Genomic DNA, 25267 nt, shown 5'->3' with positions numbered 1-25267 from the left:
TTTTTTATTATGAAATGGAGCGATAAAAATGAGAGAACAGATGATTGAAATTATTTTTCTAGATGGTAGTGTAAAAGAATTTGTAAAAGGAATTACTTTAGAAGAAATTGCAGGATCAATTAGTACTAGTTTAAAAAAGAAGGCAGTAGCAGGAAAGGTGAATGGTCAGCTTTTTGATTTACGCCGAAACATTGAAGGAAATGCGAAAGTGCAAATCATCACTATAGATTCAGAGGAAGGTGTAGAAATTGCAAGACATACTTCTGCACATATGTTAGCACAGGCTGTAAACAGAATATATGGCGATGTAAAACTTGGTGTAGGACCTGTTATTGAAAATGGATTTTATTATGATATGGATCTTCCAAGTAGCATCGCTGTAGAGGACCTACCTAAAATTGAAAATGAAATGCAAAATATTATTAACGAAAACTTGGAAATAGAACGAGTTGAAATCACTAGGGATGAAGCGGAAAAATTGTTTCAAGATATAAATGATCATTTAAAGCTGGAACTTTTAGAAGCAATTCCAGAGAATGAAGTTGTGACAATTTATAAACAAGGAGAATTTGTAGATTTATGCCGCGGTCCGCATTTACCGTCAACTGGTTATTTAAAAGCATTTCGATTAACTCATGTTTCTGGTGCATATTGGCGCGGAGATAGTAATAATCAAGTACTTCAGCGTGTATATGGTGTTGCATTTTCTTCTCAAAAAGAATTAGAAAGTTATTTACATTTTGTAGAAGAGGCTGCGAAGAGAAATCATCGCAAGCTTGGAAATGAACTTGAATTATTTATGTTCTCAGAAGAAGCGCCTGGGATGCCTTTTTATTTACCGAAAGGACAAATCATCCGAAATGAGTTAGAGGCTTTTTTAAGAGAAATACAACAAAAATACGATTATCAAGAAGTGCGCACTCCTATTATGATGAATCAAGGGCTATGGGAAGAATCAGGGCACTGGGATCATTATAAAGACAATATGTATTTTTCAGAGGTAGACAACAAAAGCTTTGCATTAAAACCGATGAATTGCCCTGGACATATGCTTATTTTTAAAAATAAACTACGTTCATACCGTGATTTACCAATTCGAATGTGTGAATTTGGTAAAGTACATCGCCACGAATTTAGTGGTGCATTGAACGGATTATTAAGAGTACGTACATTCTGTCAGGATGATGCACATCTATTTGTGACACCTGAACAAATAGAAAGTGAAATAAAGTCAGTGTTAAAACAAATTGACTATGTCTATAAAAAATTTGGTTTTGAATACGAAGTTGAGCTTTCAACAAGACCTGAAGATTCAATGGGTGATGATGAGCTATGGAATCAAGCTGAAGCGTCTCTCGAAAATGTGCTGAAATCATTAGATTATAATTATAGAGTAAATGAAGGAGATGGTGCGTTTTACGGACCGAAAATTGATTTTCATATTAAAGATGCTTTACAAAGAAGCCATCAATGTGGAACAGTACAGCTTGATTTCCAAATGCCAGAGAAATTTGATTTGAATTATATTGATGAGAGAAATGAGAAAAGAAGACCAGTTGTGATTCACCGGGCTGTATTAGGTTCTTTTGATCGTTTCTTAGGAATACTAATTGAACATTTTGGAGGAGCATTCCCAACATGGTTAGCTCCTGTTCAAGTAAAAGTAATTCCGGTTTCAACTCTAGTCCATGACCAATATACAAATGAAATTGAAGAAAAGTTAAAACAAACTGGTATTCGAGTCGAACGAGATGTTCGTAGTGAAAAACTAGGGTATAAAATCCGAGAAGCTCAAATTCAAAAGATACCATACGTTCTTGTTATTGGAGATAAAGAAATGGAAAATGGATCTGTAAATGTGCGTAAATATGGTGAAGAGAAATCTGAGGTGGTTTCACTATCTGTATTTATGGAAGGTGTACAGGAGGAAGTTTATAATAAATGCTCTAAATAAAGTGAAACTATAATCAGTGGGGGTTTGTTCATCTCCCATTGATTATTTGTCTTCACCAATCGGGCTTTTATGGGCAGTTGATCCATCACCTAACTTCCTTGTTTTGACTAAATTTTGAGGTAGGGGTCTTACTGCCCGTTAATGCGGGATAAAAAATGTTGCTACACACCAATTTTAATAAGTGGTGTGTTTTTTACTACAATAAAAAAATTATTCACAGATGCTTTACTTTGTCTGGTCAAAAGAATGATTAGGTTTTAATAGAGAAGCATCGTCGTAATTCATTAATCCAATCTCATTGCACAACTCTACCAACTTATGAACACCGTTATATTGTTGCCGGTTTCTTTGATGAATACTTAAAAGTGCATTCTCAGTAACTTTTTTTGCCTTTTTAATACTTTGATTTTCCACAGCTTGAATAATTTCTTTCATCTTATCTAAAAAGTAAACTGTTTTTCTTAAAGTACGAATAAGAAGAACTTGTTTTACGTGCATGTGGGTATACAACCTGTATCCATTCTCAGGATTTCTATTTGGGGATATTAGTCCTTCTTTTTCCCAATGACGAATAGCAGAGGTTTGTACACCAGTTATGGAAGCTACTTCACCTATAGTCATTGTACTTTTCACTTTCTTATCGTTCATAACAGTCAAATTTTTGTCCTGTAGGAATAGAAGTGTTTGATCAGCGAGTTTTTTTTCATGCTGTAATGTTGCTTGTTCTGCGTTGACAATCCAAAATGCATGGTCCATATCTTTGTTTTGAATATGACGAAGTACATCATAAGTGACTGTGAACCCAAACCCAGGAACCATTGCGCGAAGACAGCGAAAGTAGGCTAAATGTACCTTTGTATAAAGGCGATATCCGGTTTCAGAACGTTCAGGAGATGGTACAACCCCTGAAGATTCATAGTGCCTTAAAGCACTTGTACTGCTTTGAAGTTCTTTAGCAATCTCTATTGGTTTGTAATAATGCATTGTAGCACTCCCTTAAATCGAAAGGTCGATTTTAAATTTATCAAAGCTAGTAGTGGATGTAAACCTTAAATAAAAAGATTAAAGTGCTTCGATAAACTTTTGTTATATGAATGTGTGTTTTACTGGAGAACTCTGTTATAACATTATCACTTGCATTAGTGTTGTATATTTGACTGTATAGATGTTCATTTCATTATAAGTAAAAAGGCAGGGGGAACAAAATGAATATATTGCATGAAATCCCGAATGTAAAAGAGTATATGGAACTAAGAAAAAGTGTAGGACTAAACTCACAAAAAAAAGCACTTACAAAAATAGCTTTAAGCAACTCAACATATTCAGTTATTGTGAGAGGAACTGACTCAAAACTTTTGGGTATGGGGCGAGTTATTGGTGATGGAGCTTATTTCTTTCAAATTGTTGATATTATTGTCTCGCCTTTGCAGAAGGATAAGGGGATAGAAGACATTATATTAAAGGGATTATTGACGTATCTAGATGGAGTTTCTAGTGAGAATACTCGTATTACAGTAATGGCGGATGTATCAAGTATAAAGTTATATCAAAAATTTGGATTTAATCTTGTATATCCTGATTTTTATGGAATGTCTAGAAGTTTGTAAAATCCATTTAGCAAAAAAGTATGCCTCAGGATTCAGAAAGAAACAAGGAAGGGAGGTGGGGCGAAGAAAAAACACTGATGGAAGGTTCGTTTTATTTTATTATATAATTATTAAAAAGTTTAAGGGGCTATATATGGTGAATGTAAAAGAAATGGCTGAAGTTTATAGGATAGGATTACAAATTGGAATATTTTCAAAAGCTGACATAATTAATTGGGCTGATCAAACAATTGAAAAATTGGATCATCCTTCTAATGAAATTATAGAAGTTTCTTTATCTAGTAATGATAAATTGGTCGATTACTCACTATATTTTCGGAACGCTCCATTGAATTTAATCCTCCCCATTTTTACTTATTTTACATTATGCTTGTCTTAATATATTTAGAAGCAACCGTCTCTAAGCGAAGGGGAGGTGGTGGGATTTCATTTTGTTATTTTTGTACCTTATAAAAATGTAAGGTGAATGTAAGATAAATCGCGGGCAGATTGTAAATAAAAGTGAGAATATTAAGAAAGGAAGTCAGAAATTTAAGGGATATTAAGAATTTATGTAGTGGAAACCTAAGAAACGTATGGCAAAGTAATGATATACAAATGGGGATGGAGTGATAGAAATGGCAACAAATGTAGTGACAGTAAAAAGTGTGGAGAAAACATATGGTAAAAGAAATGAAAGTCAGTCAAAAGCATTAAGAGGGGTATCGCTTACGATACAAAAAGGGGAATTCGTTGGGATTATGGGACCTTCTGGATCAGGGAAAACGACACTACTTAATGTAATTAGTACACTTGATCATGCAACAGGAGGAAGTGTGACAATAGCAGGCACAGATATCACTTCCATGAAGGGGAACGCATTATCAGATTTCCGTTCTCAAAAACTGGGGTTCATTTTCCAAGATTTTAATTTGCTTGAAAACCTCTCGATTTATGAAAATATTGCATTGCCACTTTCATTACAAGGAGTGCCTTCAAGTGAGATAAGTGGGAAAGTAAATGAGGTTGCACAGAAACTGGGGATTATGGAGATTTTAACGAAGTACCCATCAGTTATTTCTGGTGGACAAAAACAGAGAACAGCTGCGGCGCGGGCTTTAGTACATAATCCTGCTATTGTATTAGCGGATGAACCAACAGGTGCACTTGATAGTAAAAATGCGAAGAGTTTATTAGAAGCGATGCAAGATTTACATGAAAATCATGGAGTAAGTATATTAATGGTGACGCATGATGCATTTAGTGCGAGTTATTGTCAGCGGATTCTATTTATTCAAGATGGACTACTCTATAAAGAATTGAAACGCCGAGAAACACGTGAGGATTTTTATCAAGATATTTTAGGTGTGCTTGCTCATATGGGCTCAGCGGCTGAATCCAAGTAGGGGGCGAGAGCATGTTATTGAAATTATCACGTCATAGTATGAAAAAGATGTTAAAGGATTATCTTGTTTTACTTGTTGGTCTCGTTATTAGTATAAGTATCTTCTATATGTTCCAAACGATGGCAATCAACAGTCAATTTACAAAAGATAATAGTATGATTAATAGTATTCGACTTGTATTTTGGGTTGGTGCTGTCTTACTTTCCTTCATTACAGTCTTTTATATCGTATATGCTAATTCTTTTTTACTCACATTGCGCAGGAAAGAGCTTGGTATGTATATGATGCTCGGAGCGAAGAAGAAAAAAGTCGCACAGCTATTATTTATAGAAACATTCGGTATGGGGATTGTTAGCATTATCATTGGAATTATTGTAGGAATATTACTAGCAAGTGCAGCAGGGAATTTTTTAATGAATGGTTTAGAAATTTCAGCGAAAGGCTATGCGCCATTTTATATACCTGCAGTTCTTGTTACATGTGGATTCTTCTTGATCTTATTTATAATTACTGGATTTATCAATAGTATACGTTTATTACGTAAAACTGAACTTGAGTTACTTCGTGAAGATGAAACACAAGATGCAATAGAAAAGAGTAGACGCCGTGTTATCATTTTTACTGTAATGGGAGTGTTACTGTTAGGAACAGGGTATTATTCTATCCTTCATATAGATAAGTTACGTGAAATAGGTTTTATACTAGCAACGGGTGCTACAACGATAGGGACATATTTTATTTTTAGTTCATTGTTACCGTTGTTTGTGACGCGGTTAAAAAGTAACAAAAAACGAAATGAAACAGGTTTAAATAGTTTTACATATGCTCAGCTTCGTTTTCGAATCAATAGTTTATCACGGGTGCTTGGGACTGTCGCGATGCTAATTGCACTTGGTGCAGGAGCGATGACAGCAGGAATGGCCTTTCAAAAAAATGTCGGCATTATGACGGATTTTTCTCGAGTCTATGATGCGACAATTCATGATCCGAATGAAAAAGATGCAGCCGCATTAAAGCAAATGAAGATTGTAGAGCAACGAACTTATAAGTATAAAGTGGATGGAGAAGCAGTCTATTATTTACGAGAAGATTTAACTGCAAAACCGCCGCTCATTTCTGATCATCAAGATACAAAGAATGTAAAAGCGCCTGTGCGTAAACGCATAAAAGAACCTTTAACTGAACCTCTATACACATCTATGGAAGCACCTGAGGCAGCAAGTAAACTTCCACATGTGCCAACTGATTGGAGTGACGCAATTATAAGAGAAGTCCAAGTGACACACAATCAATTCAACGGGAAACCTGTTCGAATTGCAGATGAGGAGCATTATAAAAAAGTTCAAGGAACAGAGCATAGTGTTACGCTCATACAAGTAGACGATTTACAAAAGTATAAACCTTTGTTAATAGAAATTGATCAGCGACAAAAAGAGCTAGTAGAAAAAGCAATAGGTGGAAAAATAGAATTATATACAAAAATGACAACTTACCAATTTATGAATAGTTTTATGAGCGGTACGATGTTCATGGGATTCTTCCTTGGAATTGCATTCTTAGCAATGATGGCAAGCTCTCTCATGTTTAAAATCTTAACAGGAGCTTCTCGTGATATACGCCGTTATGAAATGCTTCGGAAAATTGGAGTGCGCCGTAGTATGTTGTCACGTAGTATTTATAAGGAGATTTCATATCTGTTTATTTTTCCAGCTATCATTGGTATTTCTCACATTTTAGTAGGACTTAACTTGTTCCGTCTCTTTTTAGTGGATCCGTTTGTAAAAGTGTGGATGCCAATTGGAATCTTTCTTATTATTTATGTTTTATATTACTGGATTACGGTTCAATTGTATAAGAGTATGGTTATGCCAAAGGAACAAATGATAAAGTAGATGTTATTACTTTAAAGAAAAATAGTATTTAATTCTAAGCTTAAATAATAGGTGAACGTGTATTTCACGTTCACCTATTATTTATTTTGGCGAAAAATATTTTGACAAACTTCCTTTTAAATTCACAAAATACATTTTACATTTTTTTAATATTTTGTAAAAATAAATTAAGGGTTAAAGGAGGAGAAATTTCATGTTGTTTCGAGTTGGAAAGTGGTGGTGGATTACTTTTTTACAATTATTAGCTGCACTGGGATGTATTCTTTGTTTAGGGGCACTCCCCCGTTTATTTAAAGGATTACAAATGGATCCTATTGGATATGGAAAAACGATTTTATACCTTGGTGAGAAATTACTTCATCCAGGGGAAATTATGTATGGGTTTCGGGACTCTCGAACTCTATTTCCGCAAATTTGGATACATTACTTGGAAACTATGCTAGTGTTTGTTTCGTCTTTTCTACTGTCGTTATTCATAGCGTATGTGCTTGTTGTATGGGTACTGCAGCGTTCTCATATGAGGCAACGTGTATGGAATGGGGTTTTTCTTACACTTGAAAGTATTCCGGATATTCTACTTATTTTATTATCACAACTTTTGGTAGTGATTGTGTTTCAAAAAACAGGATGGATGCCAGTGAAGTTTGCAGGGCTTGCGGGAGAAAGGGTTCGCCTTTTACCGATTTTATGCCTCACATTACCGACAACGTTATTATTTATTAAACTATTATTACTCCGTTTTAGAGAAGAGCTAGAAAAAGATTATAGTATATTTGCAAAAAGTAAAGGGTTAAGTTTACAACATATATTAACGCATCATATTTCAAGAAACGTGTTACTTACTACGGTTTACTATGCGAAAACGAATATTTTATTCATGTTATCCAATCTTTATATCATTGAATGGCTCTTTAATACATATGGCATGTTTGTATTCGTAAAAGAAAATTCGAAAATAGAAGTGTTTACTGTCTGCTTAGTTCTATTATATGTTCCGATTTTCTTCTTATTTCGCTTGTTACATACGCTCATGCAAAATGTGATAAAGGAGCGTGTGTAATATGTGGCAAACATTAAAACATGACATGCGATTTTGGATTGGTTTGTTTTTTTTAAGCGGACTTTTGCTTGTCAGTATCGGAAATACTCTATTTTTTGATGGGGAAATTCGGGAAGTAACGATGTTGTATAACGAAAAAGGACAAGTAGAAGCAGCTCCTTTTCCTCCATCATCTCAGTTTTGGTTTGGAAGTGACAGTAAAGGAAGAGATTTATTTCAATTAATAATAGAAGGGGCAAAATGGACAATTGGTGCGAGTTTAATTGTTGCGATTTTGCGGGTTATCATTGGAGGAGGGCTAGGTTTACTTCTTGGTATGTATAGTAAACGTTCTTTTCCAGCTATTTCTGCATTTTTTGATCCATTTAGTATTGTTCCCATGATTATGATTTCGTATTTTATGTTAAGAGAAGTTTTATTCTTTGAAAATGGTACGCTTCCAGTTCCTTTCGCAATGCGAGTTCTGTTTCAAATTAGTATTCTCACATGTTTGGCTGTGCCGACTGTTATGCTGTATACAGCGCAAGAGGTACAGCGTGTAAAAAGAGAAGAGTTTATGATGGCAGCAACTGTTCTTGGAGGCAGTAAGTGGCATCGATTATGTCGCCATGTTTGGCCTCATCTTGTACCATCTTTTTTCTTACTTGTTGCCCAGCAATTTGTTAGCATGTTGCTGTTACTTATGCATCTTGGCTTACTCCAGTTATTCTTTGGAGGAACTATATTATTTAGCGGTGAAGCAGATAGTGTGACGAAGGAATGGACAGGATTAATTGGACAAAATTTCCGCCATTTGACCACACATACTTGGATCGTTCTTATACCGATGTTTTTCTATAGCTTGACTATTTTGGCAGGAAATCTTATTAGTAATAGTCTGCAAGGGTCGATTGGAATAGGAAATCTGAGAAGAAGGAAAGTAGGAAAGAAAGAAGAGAAAGTCGAGAAACAGGTGAAAAGTGAAAGAGAAGATTTTTCTTTCCATCAAGAAGTATCAAAATAAAAAAGATAGATGAGAACAATCTGTTTTCATCTATCTTTTTTCGATTTTACAAAGGTGGTAAATCAATTTTTCCTTCTTCAAATAACTCTTTTAACATATGTTTCGTATAGCCTGCTGCTTGCCCAAATGTAATTTTAGCAGGCATGGGTGCTTCATTTACATCTACTACTACATCAATAATGCATGGTTTATCTTGCTTAACAGCACTTTCAAAAGCAGGAAGCAATTCACCGATATGTTCAACACGGTAACCAACTCCGCCGCATATTTCTGCATATTTTGCAAAATTAGGGTTTGTTAAGTCTGTACCAAATTCAACATTTCCCATTACTTCTTGTTCGAATTTAATCATAGCGATTTTATGGTTATTTAATACAACAACGATAATTGGTAGTTTATACTTAACGGCGGTGACAAAATCATTCATCGTCATTCCAAATCCACCATCACCGCAAATTGCAAAGACTTGTTTATCTGGATAAGTAAGTTGCCCAGCAATTGCTCCAGGAAGGCCACATCCAAGTGTTGCGAGCCAACTAGAGATGATGAATTGTTGATTCGTCATCCGAAAATGGCGGGCAGCCCATACTGTGACATTCCCAACATCTACTGATAAAATTGCATCATCATGAGCGACACGTTGCAAAGCGTGCATCACTCTTTGTGGTTTAATTGGAGTAGAAGAATCTTCTTCTTGGTTATGCAATTTCTCTTCCCATTTTTTCATCAGTTCTTGATGATGTTCTAGGAATGAATGATCCGTATGCTTCTCTACATTTTCTAAAAACCATTTCAATGTTTTATCTGCATCACCAGCTAATCCAATATCTGTCGCATAACGTTTCCCAATTTGCGCAGGGTCCGTATCAATGTGAAGCGTTTTGGCTTTTTCAGGTAAAAAGCCAGTAAAAGGATAAGAAGTACCAACCATAATTAATGTATCCGCATTCTTCATTGCTTCGTAAGACGGTTTTGTCCCAATTAATCCTAATCCACCTATACAAAGAGGATGTTCATCAGGAATAATCCCTTTTGCTGGAAGTGTTAAAACGATTGGGGCACCAATATGTTCTGCAAATGCAAGTAAAGATTCCTTCGCATATTTTGCTCCTTTTCCGGCTAAAATAACAGGTTTTTTCGCTTCATTTAGTGCTAGTTTTGCCAATTTTAGATCCTCTTCTTGCGGAAAAAGTTCAGGCAATGTAAAAGAAGAACTTGTTATACGTGCACCAGCTTCCACCTCAAACTTCGGAACATCATCTGGTATGGTAAGAACAGATACACCTTTCTTTGTATATGCCATACGAATCGCTTGGTTTACAACTGCAGGGAGTTGTTCAGCTGACATAATTCGTTGATTATAAACAGCCACATCATCAAACATTCTTTCTAAGTTTACTTCTTGGAAAAACCCAGTTCCAAGTAAATCTGATTCAACTTGCCCTGTAATTGCGAGTACCGGTGCTTGGTCTAGTTTCGCGTCATATAATCCATTTAATAAATGAATCGCCCCAGGTCCAGCAATCGCCATACAAACGCCGAGTTTACCAGTTAATTTTGCATAGGAAGCGGCCGCCAAAGCACCTGCTTCTTCATGACGAACTTGAATGAATTTAATTTTGTCCTGTTTTTTTCGAAGCGGTTCAATAATTGAATTGATTGAATCCCCAGGCATACCATAAATGTGGTCAACGCCCCATTCGATAAGCAAATCAACAAGTGCTTCACCCGCTGTTTTACGAAACATAATAGATCCTCCTTGTGCATTGAGATACTATTATATTTTGGATAAATAGGTAAAATATACAAAATATGAGTCCTTTTTTTAATGATGGTCAGCGAAAAGAGTAAAAACAGTTATGAGTAAAAATCCACTAATAGCCCAAGTAAGGAAGGGAAAAGGAGAAAGGTGTTTCTTAGCTTTCCATAACATCTCATGCATTGTGACATATCCTAAAGAACCAATGGCACTCCCCATTATCAGTCCTTGTAAGTGAATTGCTTTCCCGTTCATCATAATCCCAAAGAGTGTACCAGTGCCGAGGATAATTGATAATAGCAGAATTGTTAATAAAAATGAGAGATATTTATGCTGCGTGAATAGAAAAGGAATGATTAAAGCTAATCCTTCTGGAATATGGTGTATGACAATCGCAAATAAGAATGGAATTGCCGTTTCATTATGGTTTGTAAAAGCAGTCCCTAATGCAAACCCACTCGGCATATTGTGAATAAAAATAGCGAAGGAGAGAAATAAAAAAGTTTGCCATGCTTGCTGGTCTTTTTTATGTATCATAGGGTGATGGCAATAATTATCTAGTAAACTCATAATTAATATACCAAGGGTAATCCCGAGCATAGGACCGATGATTTCAAAGTTTGAAAAAGTTTCTGGAATGATTTCTAGCGATAATAATCCAAATAATATGCCGCCACATAGCGCATATAAACGGTGCATTTTCTCTTCAATCAGTTGCCGCGTTGCAAGTCCAACAGCTCCCCCTAATAGTAATCCTCCAAAAGAAAAAAGCGTAACGATCATCGGAAGCCATAACCGTTCCATAGCATCACACTCCATTATTGTAACCTTCATTTTCAGCTTACTGTGTGAAAGGATAGATTAGTCCAAATTATTTGGAAGTAATTCTAGAGAAAGTGAAAAGATATCTGTTTATTTGTTATAATCTGTATATTAGCTTTAGTTGAAAAAAGAAAAGAGGTATTAGTTTGCAAGCGAAGTGGAATTTATCAGAATATGAAAATCCGAAACGATATGATGTAGAAAATACAAGTTTGTCAGATTTTCCGCTTTTATTATCTTGGTCCAAAAAACTTGGAATCCAAAATGAATGGATTTTAGATATAGCATGTGGTACGGGAAGAGTAACCATCCCTTTAGCAGAAGACAGAAATATTTTAAGAAATTCATCCAATAATGGTGAATATAAAGTATATACATTTAATATGAACTCGTGATAAAAATGCTTATTGAAACAGTGTATTTTTTGTTTAAGGTTAACGTATATCGTATAGTAGGTAATAGAGATTATGGCTCTAATACTTACAGATTTTATTTTTAACAAATCTTTATGAAGAGGTGAATGATTTGGTGAAAACAAGAGAATTAGCCTTCTAAAATACAAAACATAATTTTAGGAGGCTAATAAAATGAGGTTTCATGTAATTAATAGAGAAAATTGGAATAGAAACCAGTATTTTGAGCATTATTTAAAACTAAAATGTACATTTAGCATGACAGCAAATATAGACATCACGGAATTATTGGAACAATTTCACAATAAAGGAATTAAATTATATCCTACTTTTATTTATATGGTCAGTAGAACAGTCAATGCCCATAAAGAATTTCGGACTTGTTTTAATGATGAAGGTGTTTTAGGATACTGGGATAAAATGATACCAAGTTATACAATATTTCATAATGATAACAAATCTTTTTCGAGTATATGGACTGAGTTCTCTAACGAATTCAGTGTTTTTTATAAAAACTATCAAGATGATATAAAACAATACGCTAATATTCATGGTTTATTCACAAAAGAAAATATACCCCAAAATTCTTTTCCTATATCTAGTATTCCTTGGGCTAGTTTTACAGGATTTAACCTAAATATAAATAATGATGACAACTTTTTATTACCTATCATTACAGGGGGAAGATATTTTAATCAGGGAGATAAAATATTGTTACCTATTTCGTTACAAGTGCATCATGCTGTTTGTGATGGATATCATGCAAGTAAATTTATAGTAGAGTTACAAGAGCTATCTAATAATTTCCATGAGTGGCTTGGATAAAATTATAAGTTATTTAAATATGTAATACCGGAAAAAACGGACTCACCCCTTTATATATATAGGGCATTGAGTCCGTTTTTTTGTTAATTGTAAACATACTTTTCCGAATATATATTTCGCAAAGTTGTGAACAACTCCTTCTTATAAGTTTGGCAGAACCGGAAAATTTCTAAAAATAAAAGTACATACTTGAAAATAGATACTCACTTTTATGACAATTTTGTAATCTTCTTGTAAGGAAAATAGATATTTAGAATCTTCTGTTTATTGTAGAGTGAAAGAGCACGGAGTTAAATTTATTGTTGTGCACAATTAAATTTATAAAGGAGAATGTTTATATATTAAAAGAAAGGTTTGATGTTGAATGTACTAATTATTATATTGACGATTGTTGTAACAATGATAAAGGTCATAACGGCAAATGCGGAACATAAGAATTTATTTCTGTGGGCAGCTAAAATAGACCGAGAAAAAACATATTATTGTCAGCACACCTACCTGAATATACGTATGTTGTCATTAGGATTGTGGCAGGTATATAAATTGATAATAAATTGTTTAATTATTACATATGAAAATAAAAAATTATAGTGTTAGAAATCATCGATGCTCCGACATACGGCAATCTGATTTTCGTAGATGCTACTTAGGTAACAGTAGAATCATGAGAGATATATGAAACACCTTGACATCAGGATCTATTGAGGATTTTCAAAATTTCTATCAAGTTCTTCTATATATTACCTTATATTAGTTGGACCTTTGCTAAGCGAAGTTTTGAAGATGTAAGAAAAAAACATTTGAGATTGTATTACAAAATTAAAGGAGAAGACGTTGTTGATGAATACGAACAGAAGAATTATCGAGAATGTGTATAAAAAAGTATGCGGGATCCTGATCATCATAATTGTAATTACAAGTAATTTTATAGGGACAGAAGTTAAAGCTGAAACAACTTTTGATGTGAAGAAAGTTGATCAATTTATGGATACTGCAATGAAACGATTCAAAATTCCTGGTGCTTCGTTAGGGATTGTAAAGGGAGATAAAATTGTTTATCTTAACGGCTATGGAATAGCAGGACCGAACCATCAACCGGTTACTCCGCAGACTCCATTTGTCCTTGGTTCTACCAGCAAATCTTTTACAGCACTGGCTATCATGCAGTTAGTCGACAAAGGAATGATTGATCTTGAGGCTCCAGTACAGCGTTATTTACCATGGTTTCGGGTAGCTGATGAAGAAGCGTCTAAGAAAATTTTAGTCAAAGATTTATTACATCAAACAAGTGGGCTTTCTACTTATGATGGTCGTGTTAGCCTGACTCACGGTAATAAGTCTATAGAAGAACATATACGAAGCCTAAAAAATACAGCACTTACCAAACCTGTAGGATCCGTGTTCCAATATTCGAATTTAAACTATGATATCCTTAGTGGGATCGTTCAAGCAGTATCTCAGGAATCTTATACACAATATGTGAGAAATCACATATTCGAGCCAATTAACATGAACCACAGTTACGGTAATTCGAAAGAGGCTAAAAACGATGGTTTGGCAACTGGTTATCAACCTTTGTTTGGATTTATGGTACCGACAAAGCAATTAAACCACGAGGCCACGGTTGCGTCAGGTTATTTAATTTCCACTGCAGAAGATATGTCAAATTATTTAATTACACAAATGAACCGCGGCCGTTTTAAAAACAGTGTTATATTGTCCGAAGAAAGTACCAAGCGAATGCATAAGCCTTCCTCATCAATGAGAGGTGGTCCATCTTACGCTATGGGATGGAGTGTTAACAAGAACGTGATTTTTCATGATGGTTTAACTGAAAATACGTATTCGTTTATGGCGATGGAAGGGGAATACGGATTCATTCTTCTTACAAATGCACAGGATCCCCTCATATCCTATGATAGCATCATTGCAGGGATTAACGGGATTGTCCACGGTCAAGATCGTTCGCAAGCTGACATGCCAGATTATACTAAGATATACTTGATTGTTGATTTGGTCGCATTAGTAGTTCTCGCATTAGTCACTCGTTCCATCTATAGTTTATTTAAATGGAGAAAAAAACATAAGACTACACCAGCACGTACTGTCATAAATGTCTTGTTTATCTTGATTTTTAATATTTTATCCTCTTTGGCGGTGCTGTTCCTTTTACCTAAAATAACTTCGGTTCCATGGTCGGCTATAACTTTATTTATGCCGGGGGTGGGACATCTTCTCTATTACCTATCCATATTATTGCTTTGTGTAGGTGTGTTAAAAATGGTTCTGATAATTCGGGTCCATATAACAAAAAATAAAACAAAAGGACTTATACATATGGAGTGAGAGGTATAATGAATTGGTTTGATTATAGAAACCATTAGATGGTAATAGCATTTTGATAAAGAGATAAAGTAAAGAATTAAATAATATTAGTAAATTTCTTTTCGTTATGGATGAATATCTAGAGGATTAGGTTTGAGCTTAATATTTTTAGGAAAGTGAATTTCTAATGACTGAGAGAGGGAAGTATAAACATATTTTTTACTGGAAAGCATTAGAAGAAATTAAAATCTAAATTTATATCCATTGTTTTCAAAAGAGCGAATTTTGAATTTACCTAACAGTCTTGAGCGCATAGTGGAAAATAAATTATAAGATTAGTAATGTTATGCTTCTATATTCACAATACAAAAGAGAAAAATAAATAAAACGTGTTGTTTTAATATTCTTTATTTTATAATTATTTATAAATATAGTAACTACTATAATTTTTTATTTAGGAGGGGATTTGTAGTGAATATAGTACCAATACAGAAAGATGAAACTTTAGTTAAAAATATAGCAAAACTGTACTGCATGGTGTATGAAGGAAAAGACTTTGATGAAATGGTAGAAAGAATTACGAGACATATGGATTATAAAAAATTCAAGGGTATAGTAGCTATAAGTGATGCAAAGGAAATAATCGGTTTCGCTTATGGATATCAATCTTTAGAAGGACAGTACTATAATCATGTATTGAGAGAAGCATTAAGTTCGGAACAAGCAAATCAATGGTTACAGGATTGTTTTGAATTTGTTGAATTAGCGGTCCATTCCAATTATCGAAAAAACGGATTAGGAACTGTATTACATAATCATTTATTAGATGGAATATTCAATAAAACTAGCGTTTTAACGACTCAAGTAAGTAACCATAATGCGCGTTCATTATATGAGAAGTTAGAATGGATTAATATAATGGAACCATTTCATCCAAGTAAAGATGATGTCCCTTATGTGATAATGGGAAAAGATTTAAGTACTATATAATTGTTAGTATCTCATATTTCTAAGAAACTAAACAACAAAAAAGAAGACCTTATTAAAAGGTCTTCTTTTTTGTTGGAATCCTAAAGATTTAGTCTAAATGCACCGTGCAATTATATAATTCTGAATCCCATCCATTCTCTAATTTTATAATTTTAGTTATTGATGTATTTTTAGGGGATTCTAACATACTTAAATGGGGTACTAATTCTTTAAGAAGATGCTTAATGAATGACCCATGACTAACGATAAGTATATTTTTGTTAGGATGTTTATATGTAATTTCTTCAATAAACGGTATGGCTCTTGCTTTAACACTATCAGCGCTTTCAATTCCTAAATCAAGTTTTCTCCAATTATTTCCCCATTTCGAAATTCGTTCTTCTTCAGTCGTTCCTTCAATTTGTCCACCGCTTACTTCACGAAGTCTAGGTTCTAAATGGATTTCTATATTTTCAATGCTTTTTCCTATTGCTTCAGCAGTTTGCTTTGCTCTTAGCAAATCGCTAGAATAGATCAAATCCCAATTTTCTGTAGCTAACCGTTTTGCTAGTTTATAAGCATCAGATAATCCGTCTTGATCAAGTGGAATATTTGAATTACCTTGAGCTCTTCCTTCTTTATTCCAGTGTGTACTGCCGTGGCGGATAATACCGAGTGTTGTCATACTAAAACCTCCAAACTATAGTATTTTAGAGAAATTATTCCATTATTATATAATAATTCAAAAAATGAGAAAAAGAAACTTTAAATTTGTTATACGAACATTTTTGAAAAATGTTGTCATTCAATCGAATGAATTGTTTGGATGTTAAATATAAAATAAATTCAAGTAGGAGTTTTGTGTAGTATAAAGAATCTATATTGTATTAGTTGGAAAGGAGGTAATGTAATGGAAGTTACGATTCGTGCAGTAGAAATACAAGATGCTAGAGCGATTCATCGTATATGCATACAAAATGATGTTTTACCTTATATGGTTTTCTTGCCTAGTATAAGAGTAGATGCAATGGAAAATAGAATTCGAAACTTAGCACCTAATCAATTTGGATTTGTTGCGGAGTATGACGGGAAAGTAGTTGGGTTTGTTGGTTTAACGCAAGGGCAAGGAAGAAGGTCACATTCAGGAGATTTATTTATTGGTGTAGATAGTGAATATCATAATAAAGGGATTGGAAAAGCTTTGCTTACAAAAATGTTAGATCTTGCAGACAATTGGTTAATGCTGGAGAGAGTAGAACTAGGTGTTTTGGAAATAAATCCTCGCGCAAAAGCACTATATGAAAAATTTGGATTCAGGGAAGAAGGTATTAAAAAAGGGAATTTAAAAGCGCGCGGTAAGTTCATTGATGAAATCATGATGAGTCGTTTTCGCCCAAACGGACTTCTTGTAGATACGTGACTATTGTAAGAAATATACATAATGCAATTTGAACTTAAACCAACAAATAGACTAATATGTTATTAGTCTATTTGTTGGTTTATTAATGTTTTATTTACAAGTTCCAAATCGGATACTGTGTACGTTTTAACTTACTATATATATGCCTCTATATCATATTTTTTTAATAGATGTAAGATTGACTTAAAAATGACGCTTTTACTTATTATGTAAATACTTTATACTAGAGTACATACATTTTAAATTGGAGCGATTAAATACGGTATGGAGCTGAGAAAATTAGAGCAAATCATTGAAGCGAAAAAAGAAGAATTATTCACACTAGTTTCAAATTATGGATTTCAACATGAAAAAGTGCTTGCAGTAAGCCAGGAACTAGACAAATTAATTAATTGCATAATGTTATTAAAATAAGATGCTTTTCACCATTTGTAGAAAATGTCATTTTTCTCATATTAACATCAACGTTATGAACCTCATGTTATCATATATTAAAGTGTATTCACCTCATAATACGAAAATATGAAGAAAGTATGGATTGATACAATTTATTAAATTCTTGTCTTTCATAAGGATAATATTCACTCAAACAGTTATTTAAAAAGATTGAGGATCTTCTTACTATTTCTTATGAAATGATTGCCTATATAAAAGTAAATGTTAAAATCGAAAAACTGATTCAAACATTCAAAGAATATTATTAGGTCTAATAAAAGTTGTTTGAATCTATGTAATGAAATTAAAAATGACACTCTTAAGCTTAAAACTGAAAGTATAGTTAGAAATAGTGCTCTTTACACACAAGGCGAATCTGTACTGTTGAATATGGCCTGAAATTCATATTGCTGCGATTCCTTTTTCGAATCATTTAGTCCATAATGATCAACCTGAAATGTATTTACGTACATTGTATACCTTTGAAAGAACTTTGTAATCTGCTAGTCGGGAAAGCTGACTTTTGGGTATAATAATAAAGGAATTTATTAATTTATAGTATCGGTTAGGAGCGCAGTAGATATGAAAACAGTTGTTGTCATAGGTGGAGGAATCACCGGACTTTCTACTATGTATTATTTAGAAAGATTAAAAAAGGATTATGAAATAGATTTGGAATTAATCCTTGTAGAAAAAAATGAATATTTAGGCGGGAAAATTCACAGTGTGAAAGAAAATGATTTTATTATGGAAACAGGAGCCGATTCAATCGTTGCTCGAAATGAAAATGTTTTGCCACTTGTAAAAGAACTGAATATAGAGGATGAAATGGTATACAACGAAACTGGTATTTCTTATATTTACTCAAACGACACGTTACATCCGATTCCTGCTGACACAGTATTTGGTATACCAATGAGTGTAGAGTCGTTATTTAGTAGTACGTTAGTTTCAACGAAGGGGAAAATTATTGCGCTAAAAGACTTCATTACAAAAAATAAAGGTTTTACGAAAGATACATCGCTCGCTGTCTTTTTAGAAAGTTTTTTAGGAGAAGAGTTAGTTGAAAAACAAATTTCTCCCGTTCTTTCAGGGGTGTACTCTGGTAAATTGAATGAGCTTACAATGGCGTCTACACTACCGTATTTACTTGATTACAAAAATACATATGGCAGTATTATTAAAGGATTTGAAGTGAATAAAAAGCAATTTCAAGCTGCTGGGAATAAAAAGTTTTTATCGTTTAAAGGTGGACTTTCCACTATTATCAATCGATTAGAAGAGGAATTAGCTGGGACGGTGATACGAAAAGGGTTAGAAACGACAAGGGTAAGTAAAGACGGTGATAGATATGACGTTTCTTTTTCGACTCATGAAACATTAAAAGCTGATTACGTTATTTTAGCTACCCCTCATGATGTTGCACAAACATTATTACATTCTAATGAATTAGATGATGATTTCAACAAGCTAAAAAATTCCTCTCTTATTAGCATTTACTTAGGGTTTGAAATACCGGATGAGCAATTACCAGCAGATGGAACTGGTTTTATTGTTTCGGAAAATAGCGATTTACTTTGTGATGCATGTACATGGACAAGTAGGAAATGGAAGCATACATCAGATAAGCAAAATTTATTGGTGAGAATGTTTTATAAGAGTTCGAATCCTGCTTATGAAAAAATGAAACATAAAAATAAGGAAGAATTGATTCAAGTTGCCTTATCTGACATTGAGAAAAGCCTTGGAATTAAGGGAGAACCGCAAACTGTTGAAGTTACGGACTGGAAAGATTTAATGCCAAATTATCATTTAGAACATAATCACGCAGTTCAATCATTAAATGAGAAATTATCAGCTGCGTTTCCAAATATTTATCTAGCTGGAGCTTCATACTATGGTGTAGGGATTGGGGCTTGTATAGGAAATGGAAAGAAAACGGCAGAGAAGATTAAAAAAGCGTTGAATAATCACTTTGAATAATGTAATCTTTGTATTTTTGACGAAATCCCTCTCTAGTATAAGAGTGGGATTTCGTTCGTTGTTACTAAAAATTGTACCTATCGTTTATTATTTAACTTTGATTAGAGTTTCTGCACGTATAGTTTAACATAAATATCCAATTGAATATTGTGTATAAACCGAATAAATTAAGAAAACTATTGAGGAGGTCTGTTTCGCGTATTATGAAAACAAACTTTTATTTATGAGGAATCCTCCAATACGAGAAGGTATTTCTGATATAATAAACCAGTAGAAAGAAAAGGAGGATTTTAATGGCATTTCCTGTTTTAGAAACAGAACGCTTACGTTTAGTTGAAATTGATCAATCTTATTGTCAAAAAATATATGAAATCTTTTCGCTTGAGGAAGTAACGTGTTATTATGGAATGAATTCTTTTACAGAATTTGGTCAGGCTTCGCGTATGATTGAATCTTTTTCAAAAAAATATTTTGAAAAACGTGCAATTCGATGGGGAATTGCATTGAAGGAAACAGGTGCGTTAATTGGCACAATTGGATTAAATAATTTACAACTTTGGAGTAAACGTTCTGAGATTGGTTATGATTTACATCCTTCTTACTGGAGAAAGGGTTATGCAACGGAAGCTGCGCAACAAATTATCACGTATAGTTTTCAAGAGTTAGGGATATTCAGAATTGGTGCAATTACATATCCTGAAAATGTAGCATCTTGTAAGATGTTGTCCAAAATAGGATTTCAGAAAGAAGGATTATTAAGAGGATATATTCATCAAGGAGATCGACAACGAGATGTATATATATATTCTATTATACGAACAGATTTAGAAAAGAACCATGAGATATAACATCCATGGTTTTTCTTTTTTAGACTTGGAATGTTAGCGCAATAGTAATGAAAATAAAGACCCCCTCTTGCCAAAAGACAAGAGGGGGAATGCAAGCATTAACCTAATTTAGGTAATAAACGTTCTCCGCTTTTCATGTTACTTTTACATAAAGGGCATTTTGGCTCTTCTTCAAATGAAAAGTTCTTTCTCATCCATCCTAAACAATCCTCTGATTCACATTCCCAAACAGGGGTTTGTTCTGGTGGTACTTCTGCTACATCGTTCTTTCGATTGCGATACATATGACCACTCCTTTTATGTAAAAATTTTTTAATTATATATTAAAAAGGTTGTTAACCGTGCGATGGTAACAACCTTTTTATTGTTTAAATTATAGCTTTACAACGTTTTTAGCTTGAGGTCCACGGTTGCCTTCTTCAACTTCGAAGCTAACTTCTTGACCTTCGTCAAGAGATTTGAAACCTTCGCCAGTGATAGCTGAGAAGTGAACGAATACATCGTTACCGTCTTCAACTTCGATGAAACCGAAACCTTTTTCGCTGTTAAACCATTTTACTTTACCTGTTAATGTCATGGTAAGTGCCTCCTAAAAATAAGAAAAATAAATTACAATATGATCCGTCTTATTTCAACGAAAATAAAAATTCACATATTATCAAAAACCCATTAGGAACACTTAGTATTCGTAATAGATGCTTGATAATATGTAAAGTGAAACTTTTATGAATTTGACCTTAAGACCTATCTTACAACAAATGGTGAGAAATAGCAAGTGTTGGAAAAATTAGGTTTTTTGACATGGTTGATTCTTTAAGAAAATAATCCAAATGCAGGTTGAAAATTATATTTAGTTAGTTGAACTTTATATACGTATTCAGTAATTGGAAATTTTTTTTGTAAAAACTTATCCTGAATAAAAAGCAATCGTTAAAGTAGGAGGGGAATTATAAATGTTGAATATGTCGTATTAATATGAGTGTTAGTTTATGGTGAAAATAATATGAGCAATTTTGAATTTTCTATAGTAGAGAATACTGTTTAAAGATGTAAATTGAGTCTGTTACTAATCATTATTTTAAGTAAGGAGAGCTGATATGTAGAAGATAGCGGTGGCAATTATACATGGAATTGGAAATCAAGATCATGATTTTGCAAAAGAAATGGAAAGAGCATTACGGGAGAATTTCGTAGAGAAGATACGAGGTAAGACAATAGATCCTTCTGTACAATTAGTTATTGCTCCAGTTTATTGGACGGATGTATTTGAAGAACGAGAAGAGAGGTTAATCGAGTGTCTTGTATTAAATGAGGAGCTTCGATATAAAAAAATTCTATTTCAGATGGAATTGTAAGAGTTTGGAGAAATGTAAATGAAGTGTAAAATAAGAAATGAATGACTTAGGAGGAAGGATTTGAATAATAATCGATTTGAAACAATAGAAGCTGCACGAAAAGGGAAAAGAAAAGTACACCCTATATTAGCTGTTATATTAGCTATATTATTTTTGTCACTTAGTGAGGTTTTTAGTTTATTCATGTTGTTATTGCCAAAAGCAGAAACGACATTTATGAAAGGCATTTATGATAACTTAAGGATGTTATTAACATTTGGTGGAGCAATTTTATTTGTATTTTTATGGATTCGTTTTGTAGAAAAACGTTTATTTTCAACAATTGGTTTTTGGAAAGATAATGCTTTGAAAAAATACTTACACGGAGCATTCATTGGGCTTATATTTATAACAATACCAGTTTTCATTTTAGTTTTAAGTGGTTTTGTTACATTACATATACAACAGATTTCAAGTACAGTCATATTGGGGATATTAGGTTCTTTAATAGCGTTTTTAGTACAAGGTGCCACAGAAGAAATTGTTGTGCGTGGTTGGTTATTTCCAGTTATTTCAGCTAGAAGTCGGATATGGATTGGGGTTGTTGTTACCTCATTTTTATTCGGATTGCTCCATCTATTTAACCCAGGTATTACAATTCTTTCTATGTCAAATATCATATTAGTTGGTGTATTTGCCGCGTTTTATGTGTTAAAAGAAAATAGTCTTTGGGGTATATGTGCTTGGCATTCTATATGGAACTGGGCTCAATATAATATATATGGTTTTGCGGTAAGTGGTATAACAATTTACTCTACACCTTTGTTTAAATCAACAACAAGCGGTCCAAAATCATTACATGGAGGAGCTTTTGGAATTGAAGGAAGTGTAATTACGACAATTATGCTTGCAGTTGCCTCAATTGTATTATGGAGACAACTGTGGGGAAGACGGTCGAAACAGCATAATATTGGATAATTTATGAGGGGAGTTACATCATGGCTATAATTTGTTTAGAAGGGCCAAGCGCGGTTGGGAAAACTACAACATGCCAGCAGTTAGAAAAAGAGTATGATGCGTATATTATTCCTGAAGTTAATCTTTTATTTGAACGTCCTAAAAATGAACACAAAACGTGGTATTTAGAGAGACAAGTAGAACGATGGCATATAGCAGTGCAACAATCAAAGAATTATGAATTCGTTGTACTTGATGGAGATGTTTTTCAACCGCTTAGTTATAATTGGTGTTTTCATTTTGAAGTATTTGATCAGTCGTTATCTTTTCTAGAAGAATTTTATAAAAACAGCATACGGAAACGAGAAATTGGGTTTCCAGACCAATATTTTTATTTGTATACGTCGGAATGTGAATTAAGAAAACGAAAAGGTTTTGATTATACAAGAAAAAGAAGGAATTTCGAAAAACATATACATATTGCTAAACCTCATAAAAGGTATTATCAACATTTAAATAATATTATACAAGAATATTGTAAGTTAATTGAAGCAAAAAGTGTGGAAAACAATGTGAAAGAAATAATGGAACATGTATTTATTAGGAAAACAAATACAGCACAAAGATACGATGTCACTAATTTGGGAGATGTCGCGAATTGGCTAAAACTAAATCGTGCATAAATATAAAAAGCGAGTGCTAACCTAGTCGGTGCACTCGCTTTTATGTTTGTTTTTATATATGACTGTACTGTTTGGGGATTTGTAAAATGCTCTCTAAGATTTGGATATTTGCTGTTTTATTTTTTGTAATGGCTTCTTGATATTCTGGTAAAAACATTTCAGTTGGTGAGGATGAAATTTCACCGCAAATATCGATGCCGTGAACGGATTTTTTGTTTTTTATTGAACGAACATACTGTAATAATTTTGATAAATCCATATGTCCTTGATCCCAATTTGTAATAGCGTCACGAGGTTCTAATATATCTTTATCGATGCTCATATAAACTGTATTTGTTTCTATATGTGACAAAATTGTATTCACAGAGACTGCATGTGTAGATTTTATTGGGAACACCTTCACTTTTGATGATATCAAAGAATGTATTTGAAAAGAAGGTGGTCCAATGATAATTGCTTTTTGCAGCATAGGATTGTTTCGAAGGGCAAACGATACCCATGATCCGCAAGAAATCATTGTTCTTCTTTGGGAGGATGATAACTCCATATCAGAGTGATGATCGAAAAGAATAAGTTTTATGTAATAAACTCATATTCAGTCATCTCCCTTACATACTAACCTAGCACAAATTTAAATGATTTTAAAATAAAAGACTTTCTTCATTTAACTAATTTCAAAGTGTATAGTTTTGAATAAAGCTAATCACATTTTGCCGAAAAGAGATGGAGTGTGGAAAAATTCTTATTTGAATGTTAGAAAATCATAATCTTTTGACAGAATAATCTTGCAATATAAAGCTGAATAGAAATAAAATAAAAGGAAACATAGGAAAGGGACTAATAAAATAATACTTTTGGGGGAGAATTTTTATGAAAAAAGCATCTTCAATGAATCACTTATAACGAGTTGTTAAAAAACGAAATAAGTAGAAAGAAAATGAGTGATGGAATGTTGGGGGGGAAATGTGTTCAATGAAAACATTATTAAAAATATTAGGGATAATTGTTGGTATGGCAGTAATCGGTGTGGCACTTACTTATGGAATCTTATATTATCTTAATTCTAGTAAACCCACCGCTAAAAAAACACCAACTGCAGCTCCGGCAGTAGAAGTGTTAGCTGATAGCAAAGTAAAAGCAGAGAATGCGAAGCTGTTAGAGAATGGAAATTATTCATTGCCAAATAGTGATTTTAATAAAGGCTTTAAGTGGACTGATGAAAAAGTACAAATTGCATTACATGAAATGGCACATCAAAAAGTGAAAGCAGATCAAAAATGGGGTTATATTTTTATAACACAAGAACGAATTGAAAGTTTAATAGAGATTGTTAAGAATGGTGATTTAAATCAAAAAGGTGCATATATAGATATTCTAGAAAGATGGAAACAAGGGGAATACAAGAAAGTTGATGCAGATCATAATACGATTTGGAAATTACAAAGCGGTAATCTTGGGGAAGGTAAGGGTGTAATGTCACAAGATGAGCAGAAAGAGTTGGTTAACAAACTCTTCATGCAAAAAGAGACATTTTCAGGAAGCACGTTAATAGCAAGTGGTGAACAAGCTAAAAAATAACTTATAGAATATACA

General features: G+C 33.4%; 24 protein-coding genes and 2 pseudogenes. 19 read left to right on the top strand and 7 right to left on the bottom strand.

Features of this window, described 5'->3' with window-relative positions; translation table 11 throughout:
• Positions 1-28 precede the first annotated feature (28 nt).
• Positions 29-1954: a threonine--tRNA ligase gene (thrS, locus tag Y7E_RS0101650; RefSeq protein WP_017149578.1), complete on the top strand. Its 1926-nt coding sequence runs from the start codon at positions 29-31 to the stop codon at positions 1952-1954.
• Between the two features lie 225 nt (positions 1955-2179).
• Here the strand turns inward: thrS and Y7E_RS0101640 are convergent, their stop codons facing one another.
• Entirely contained in the window at positions 2180-2938 is a 759-nt protein-coding gene (locus Y7E_RS0101640) for a TioE family transcriptional regulator (RefSeq protein WP_017149577.1), read from the bottom strand.
• A gap of 221 nt (positions 2939-3159) precedes the next feature.
• Here Y7E_RS0101640 and Y7E_RS0101635 point away from each other — a divergent pair, with 221 nt between their 5' ends.
• From Y7E_RS0101635 to Y7E_RS0101610, 6 genes and pseudogenes are all read left to right on the top strand, one after another.
• Positions 3160-3561, top strand: coding sequence for a GNAT family N-acetyltransferase (locus Y7E_RS0101635; RefSeq protein WP_017149576.1), 402 nt, complete (start codon positions 3160-3162; stop codon positions 3559-3561).
• 133 nt (positions 3562-3694) lie between these two features.
• A pseudogene (locus Y7E_RS33490) lies at positions 3695-3883 on the top strand (hypothetical protein); the annotation flags it as partial.
• 295 nt (positions 3884-4178) lie between these two features.
• Positions 4179-4946: an ABC transporter ATP-binding protein gene (locus Y7E_RS0101625; protein WP_017149574.1), complete on the top strand. Its 768-nt coding sequence runs from the start codon at positions 4179-4181 to the stop codon at positions 4944-4946.
• Positions 4947-4957: 11 nt separating this feature from the next.
• Positions 4958-6838: an FtsX-like permease family protein gene (locus Y7E_RS0101620; RefSeq protein WP_017149573.1), complete on the top strand. Its 1881-nt coding sequence runs from the start codon at positions 4958-4960 to the stop codon at positions 6836-6838.
• Positions 6839-7031: 193 nt separating this feature from the next.
• Positions 7032-7898 (top strand): ABC transporter permease subunit, encoded by an 867-nt coding sequence (locus tag Y7E_RS0101615; RefSeq protein WP_017149572.1) that lies wholly within the window; start codon positions 7032-7034, stop codon positions 7896-7898.
• A gap of 1 nt (position 7899) precedes the next feature.
• Positions 7900-8901 carry an ABC transporter permease subunit gene (locus tag Y7E_RS0101610; protein WP_017149571.1) on the top strand — a complete coding sequence of 334 codons (1002 nt, stop codon included), beginning with the start codon at positions 7900-7902 and terminating at the stop codon, positions 8899-8901.
• Between the two features lie 46 nt (positions 8902-8947).
• Here the strand turns inward: Y7E_RS0101610 and Y7E_RS0101605 are convergent, their stop codons facing one another.
• A complete protein-coding gene (locus Y7E_RS0101605; protein WP_017149570.1) occupies positions 8948-10648 on the bottom strand; it encodes a pyruvate oxidase in 1701 nt (566 codons plus the stop codon).
• A gap of 78 nt (positions 10649-10726) precedes the next feature.
• Positions 10727-11464, bottom strand: a complete 738-nt coding sequence (locus tag Y7E_RS0101600; protein WP_026049047.1) for a ZIP family metal transporter — start codon at positions 11462-11464, stop codon at positions 10727-10729.
• Positions 11465-11628: 164 nt separating this feature from the next.
• Between Y7E_RS0101600 and Y7E_RS0101595 the strand changes: the two are divergent.
• The 4 genes and pseudogenes from Y7E_RS0101595 to Y7E_RS0101575 form a co-directional block, all read left to right on the top strand.
• Positions 11629-11808 (top strand): annotated as a pseudogene (locus tag Y7E_RS0101595) (SAM-dependent methyltransferase); the annotation flags it as partial.
• A gap of 261 nt (positions 11809-12069) precedes the next feature.
• Complete coding sequence (gene catA / locus Y7E_RS0101590) at positions 12070-12720, top strand: type A chloramphenicol O-acetyltransferase (protein WP_017149567.1); 651 nt, start codon at positions 12070-12072, stop codon at positions 12718-12720.
• Positions 12721-13560: 840 nt separating this feature from the next.
• Complete coding sequence (locus tag Y7E_RS0101580; protein ID WP_017149565.1) at positions 13561-15066, top strand: serine hydrolase domain-containing protein; 1506 nt, start codon at positions 13561-13563, stop codon at positions 15064-15066.
• A gap of 450 nt (positions 15067-15516) precedes the next feature.
• Positions 15517-16035: a GNAT family N-acetyltransferase gene (locus Y7E_RS0101575; protein ID WP_017149564.1), complete on the top strand. Its 519-nt coding sequence runs from the start codon at positions 15517-15519 to the stop codon at positions 16033-16035.
• Positions 16036-16123: 88 nt separating this feature from the next.
• Here the strand turns inward: Y7E_RS0101575 and Y7E_RS0101570 are convergent, their stop codons facing one another.
• The gene (locus tag Y7E_RS0101570) at positions 16124-16699 is read right to left on the bottom strand and encodes a histidine phosphatase family protein (protein ID WP_017149563.1); all 576 of its coding nucleotides are present in this window, start codon (positions 16697-16699) and stop codon (positions 16124-16126) included.
• Between the two features lie 225 nt (positions 16700-16924).
• On the opposite strand from Y7E_RS0101570, the gene Y7E_RS0101565 reads away from it, so the two are divergent.
• The 4 genes from Y7E_RS0101565 (at position 16925) to Y7E_RS0101550 (ending at position 20700) form a co-directional block, all read left to right on the top strand.
• On the top strand, positions 16925-17434 hold the full coding sequence (locus Y7E_RS0101565; protein ID WP_017149562.1) for a GNAT family N-acetyltransferase: 510 nt from the start codon (positions 16925-16927) through the stop codon (positions 17432-17434).
• Between the two features lie 264 nt (positions 17435-17698).
• Complete coding sequence (locus Y7E_RS0101560; RefSeq protein ID WP_017149561.1) at positions 17699-17848, top strand: aspartyl-phosphate phosphatase Spo0E family protein; 150 nt, start codon at positions 17699-17701, stop codon at positions 17846-17848.
• 603 nt (positions 17849-18451) lie between these two features.
• Complete coding sequence (locus Y7E_RS0101555) at positions 18452-19852, top strand: protoporphyrinogen oxidase (protein WP_017149560.1); 1401 nt, start codon at positions 18452-18454, stop codon at positions 19850-19852.
• Positions 19853-20145: 293 nt separating this feature from the next.
• Positions 20146-20700 (top strand): GNAT family N-acetyltransferase, encoded by a 555-nt coding sequence (locus tag Y7E_RS0101550; RefSeq protein ID WP_017149559.1) that lies wholly within the window; start codon positions 20146-20148, stop codon positions 20698-20700.
• Positions 20701-20798: 98 nt separating this feature from the next.
• Here Y7E_RS0101550 and Y7E_RS0101545 read toward each other — a convergent pair whose 3' ends face one another.
• Both Y7E_RS0101545 and cspD read right to left on the bottom strand, forming a co-directional pair.
• A complete protein-coding gene (locus Y7E_RS0101545) occupies positions 20799-20984 on the bottom strand; it encodes a cold-shock protein (protein WP_000286200.1) in 186 nt (61 codons plus the stop codon).
• Positions 20985-21073: 89 nt separating this feature from the next.
• Positions 21074-21277: a cold-shock protein CspD gene (gene cspD, locus Y7E_RS0101540; protein ID WP_017149558.1), complete on the bottom strand. Its 204-nt coding sequence runs from the start codon at positions 21275-21277 to the stop codon at positions 21074-21076.
• A gap of 535 nt (positions 21278-21812) precedes the next feature.
• Between cspD and Y7E_RS0101535 the strand changes: the two genes are divergently transcribed.
• From Y7E_RS0101535 to Y7E_RS0101525, 3 genes are read left to right on the top strand one after another with little or no spacing between them, the layout of a single operon-like run.
• Positions 21813-22055, top strand: a complete 243-nt coding sequence (locus tag Y7E_RS0101535; RefSeq protein ID WP_017149557.1) for a hypothetical protein — start codon at positions 21813-21815, stop codon at positions 22053-22055.
• 60 nt (positions 22056-22115) lie between these two features.
• Positions 22116-23012, top strand: coding sequence for a CPBP family intramembrane glutamic endopeptidase (locus Y7E_RS0101530; RefSeq protein ID WP_017149556.1), 897 nt, complete (start codon positions 22116-22118; stop codon positions 23010-23012).
• 20 nt (positions 23013-23032) lie between these two features.
• Complete coding sequence (locus Y7E_RS0101525; protein WP_017149555.1) at positions 23033-23674, top strand: nucleoside/nucleotide kinase family protein; 642 nt, start codon at positions 23033-23035, stop codon at positions 23672-23674.
• Positions 23675-23726: 52 nt separating this feature from the next.
• On the opposite strand, the gene Y7E_RS28930 is transcribed toward Y7E_RS0101525, so the two are convergent.
• A complete protein-coding gene (locus tag Y7E_RS28930; protein WP_272942940.1) occupies positions 23727-24245 on the bottom strand; it encodes an arginase family protein in 519 nt (172 codons plus the stop codon).
• A gap of 401 nt (positions 24246-24646) precedes the next feature.
• On the opposite strand from Y7E_RS28930, the gene Y7E_RS0101515 reads away from it, so the two are divergent.
• Entirely contained in the window at positions 24647-25252 is a 606-nt protein-coding gene (locus tag Y7E_RS0101515; RefSeq protein WP_017149553.1) for a PRK06770 family protein, read from the top strand.
• Positions 25253-25267: the final 15 nt, after the last annotated feature.

Source organism: Bacillus bingmayongensis (genome assembly GCF_000299035.1).
GTDB lineage: Bacteria > Bacillota > Bacilli > Bacillales > Bacillaceae_G > Bacillus_A > Bacillus_A bingmayongensis.
The sequence above is the reverse complement of the archived record's forward strand: the minus strand, read 5'-3'. Positions and strand labels throughout refer to the sequence as shown.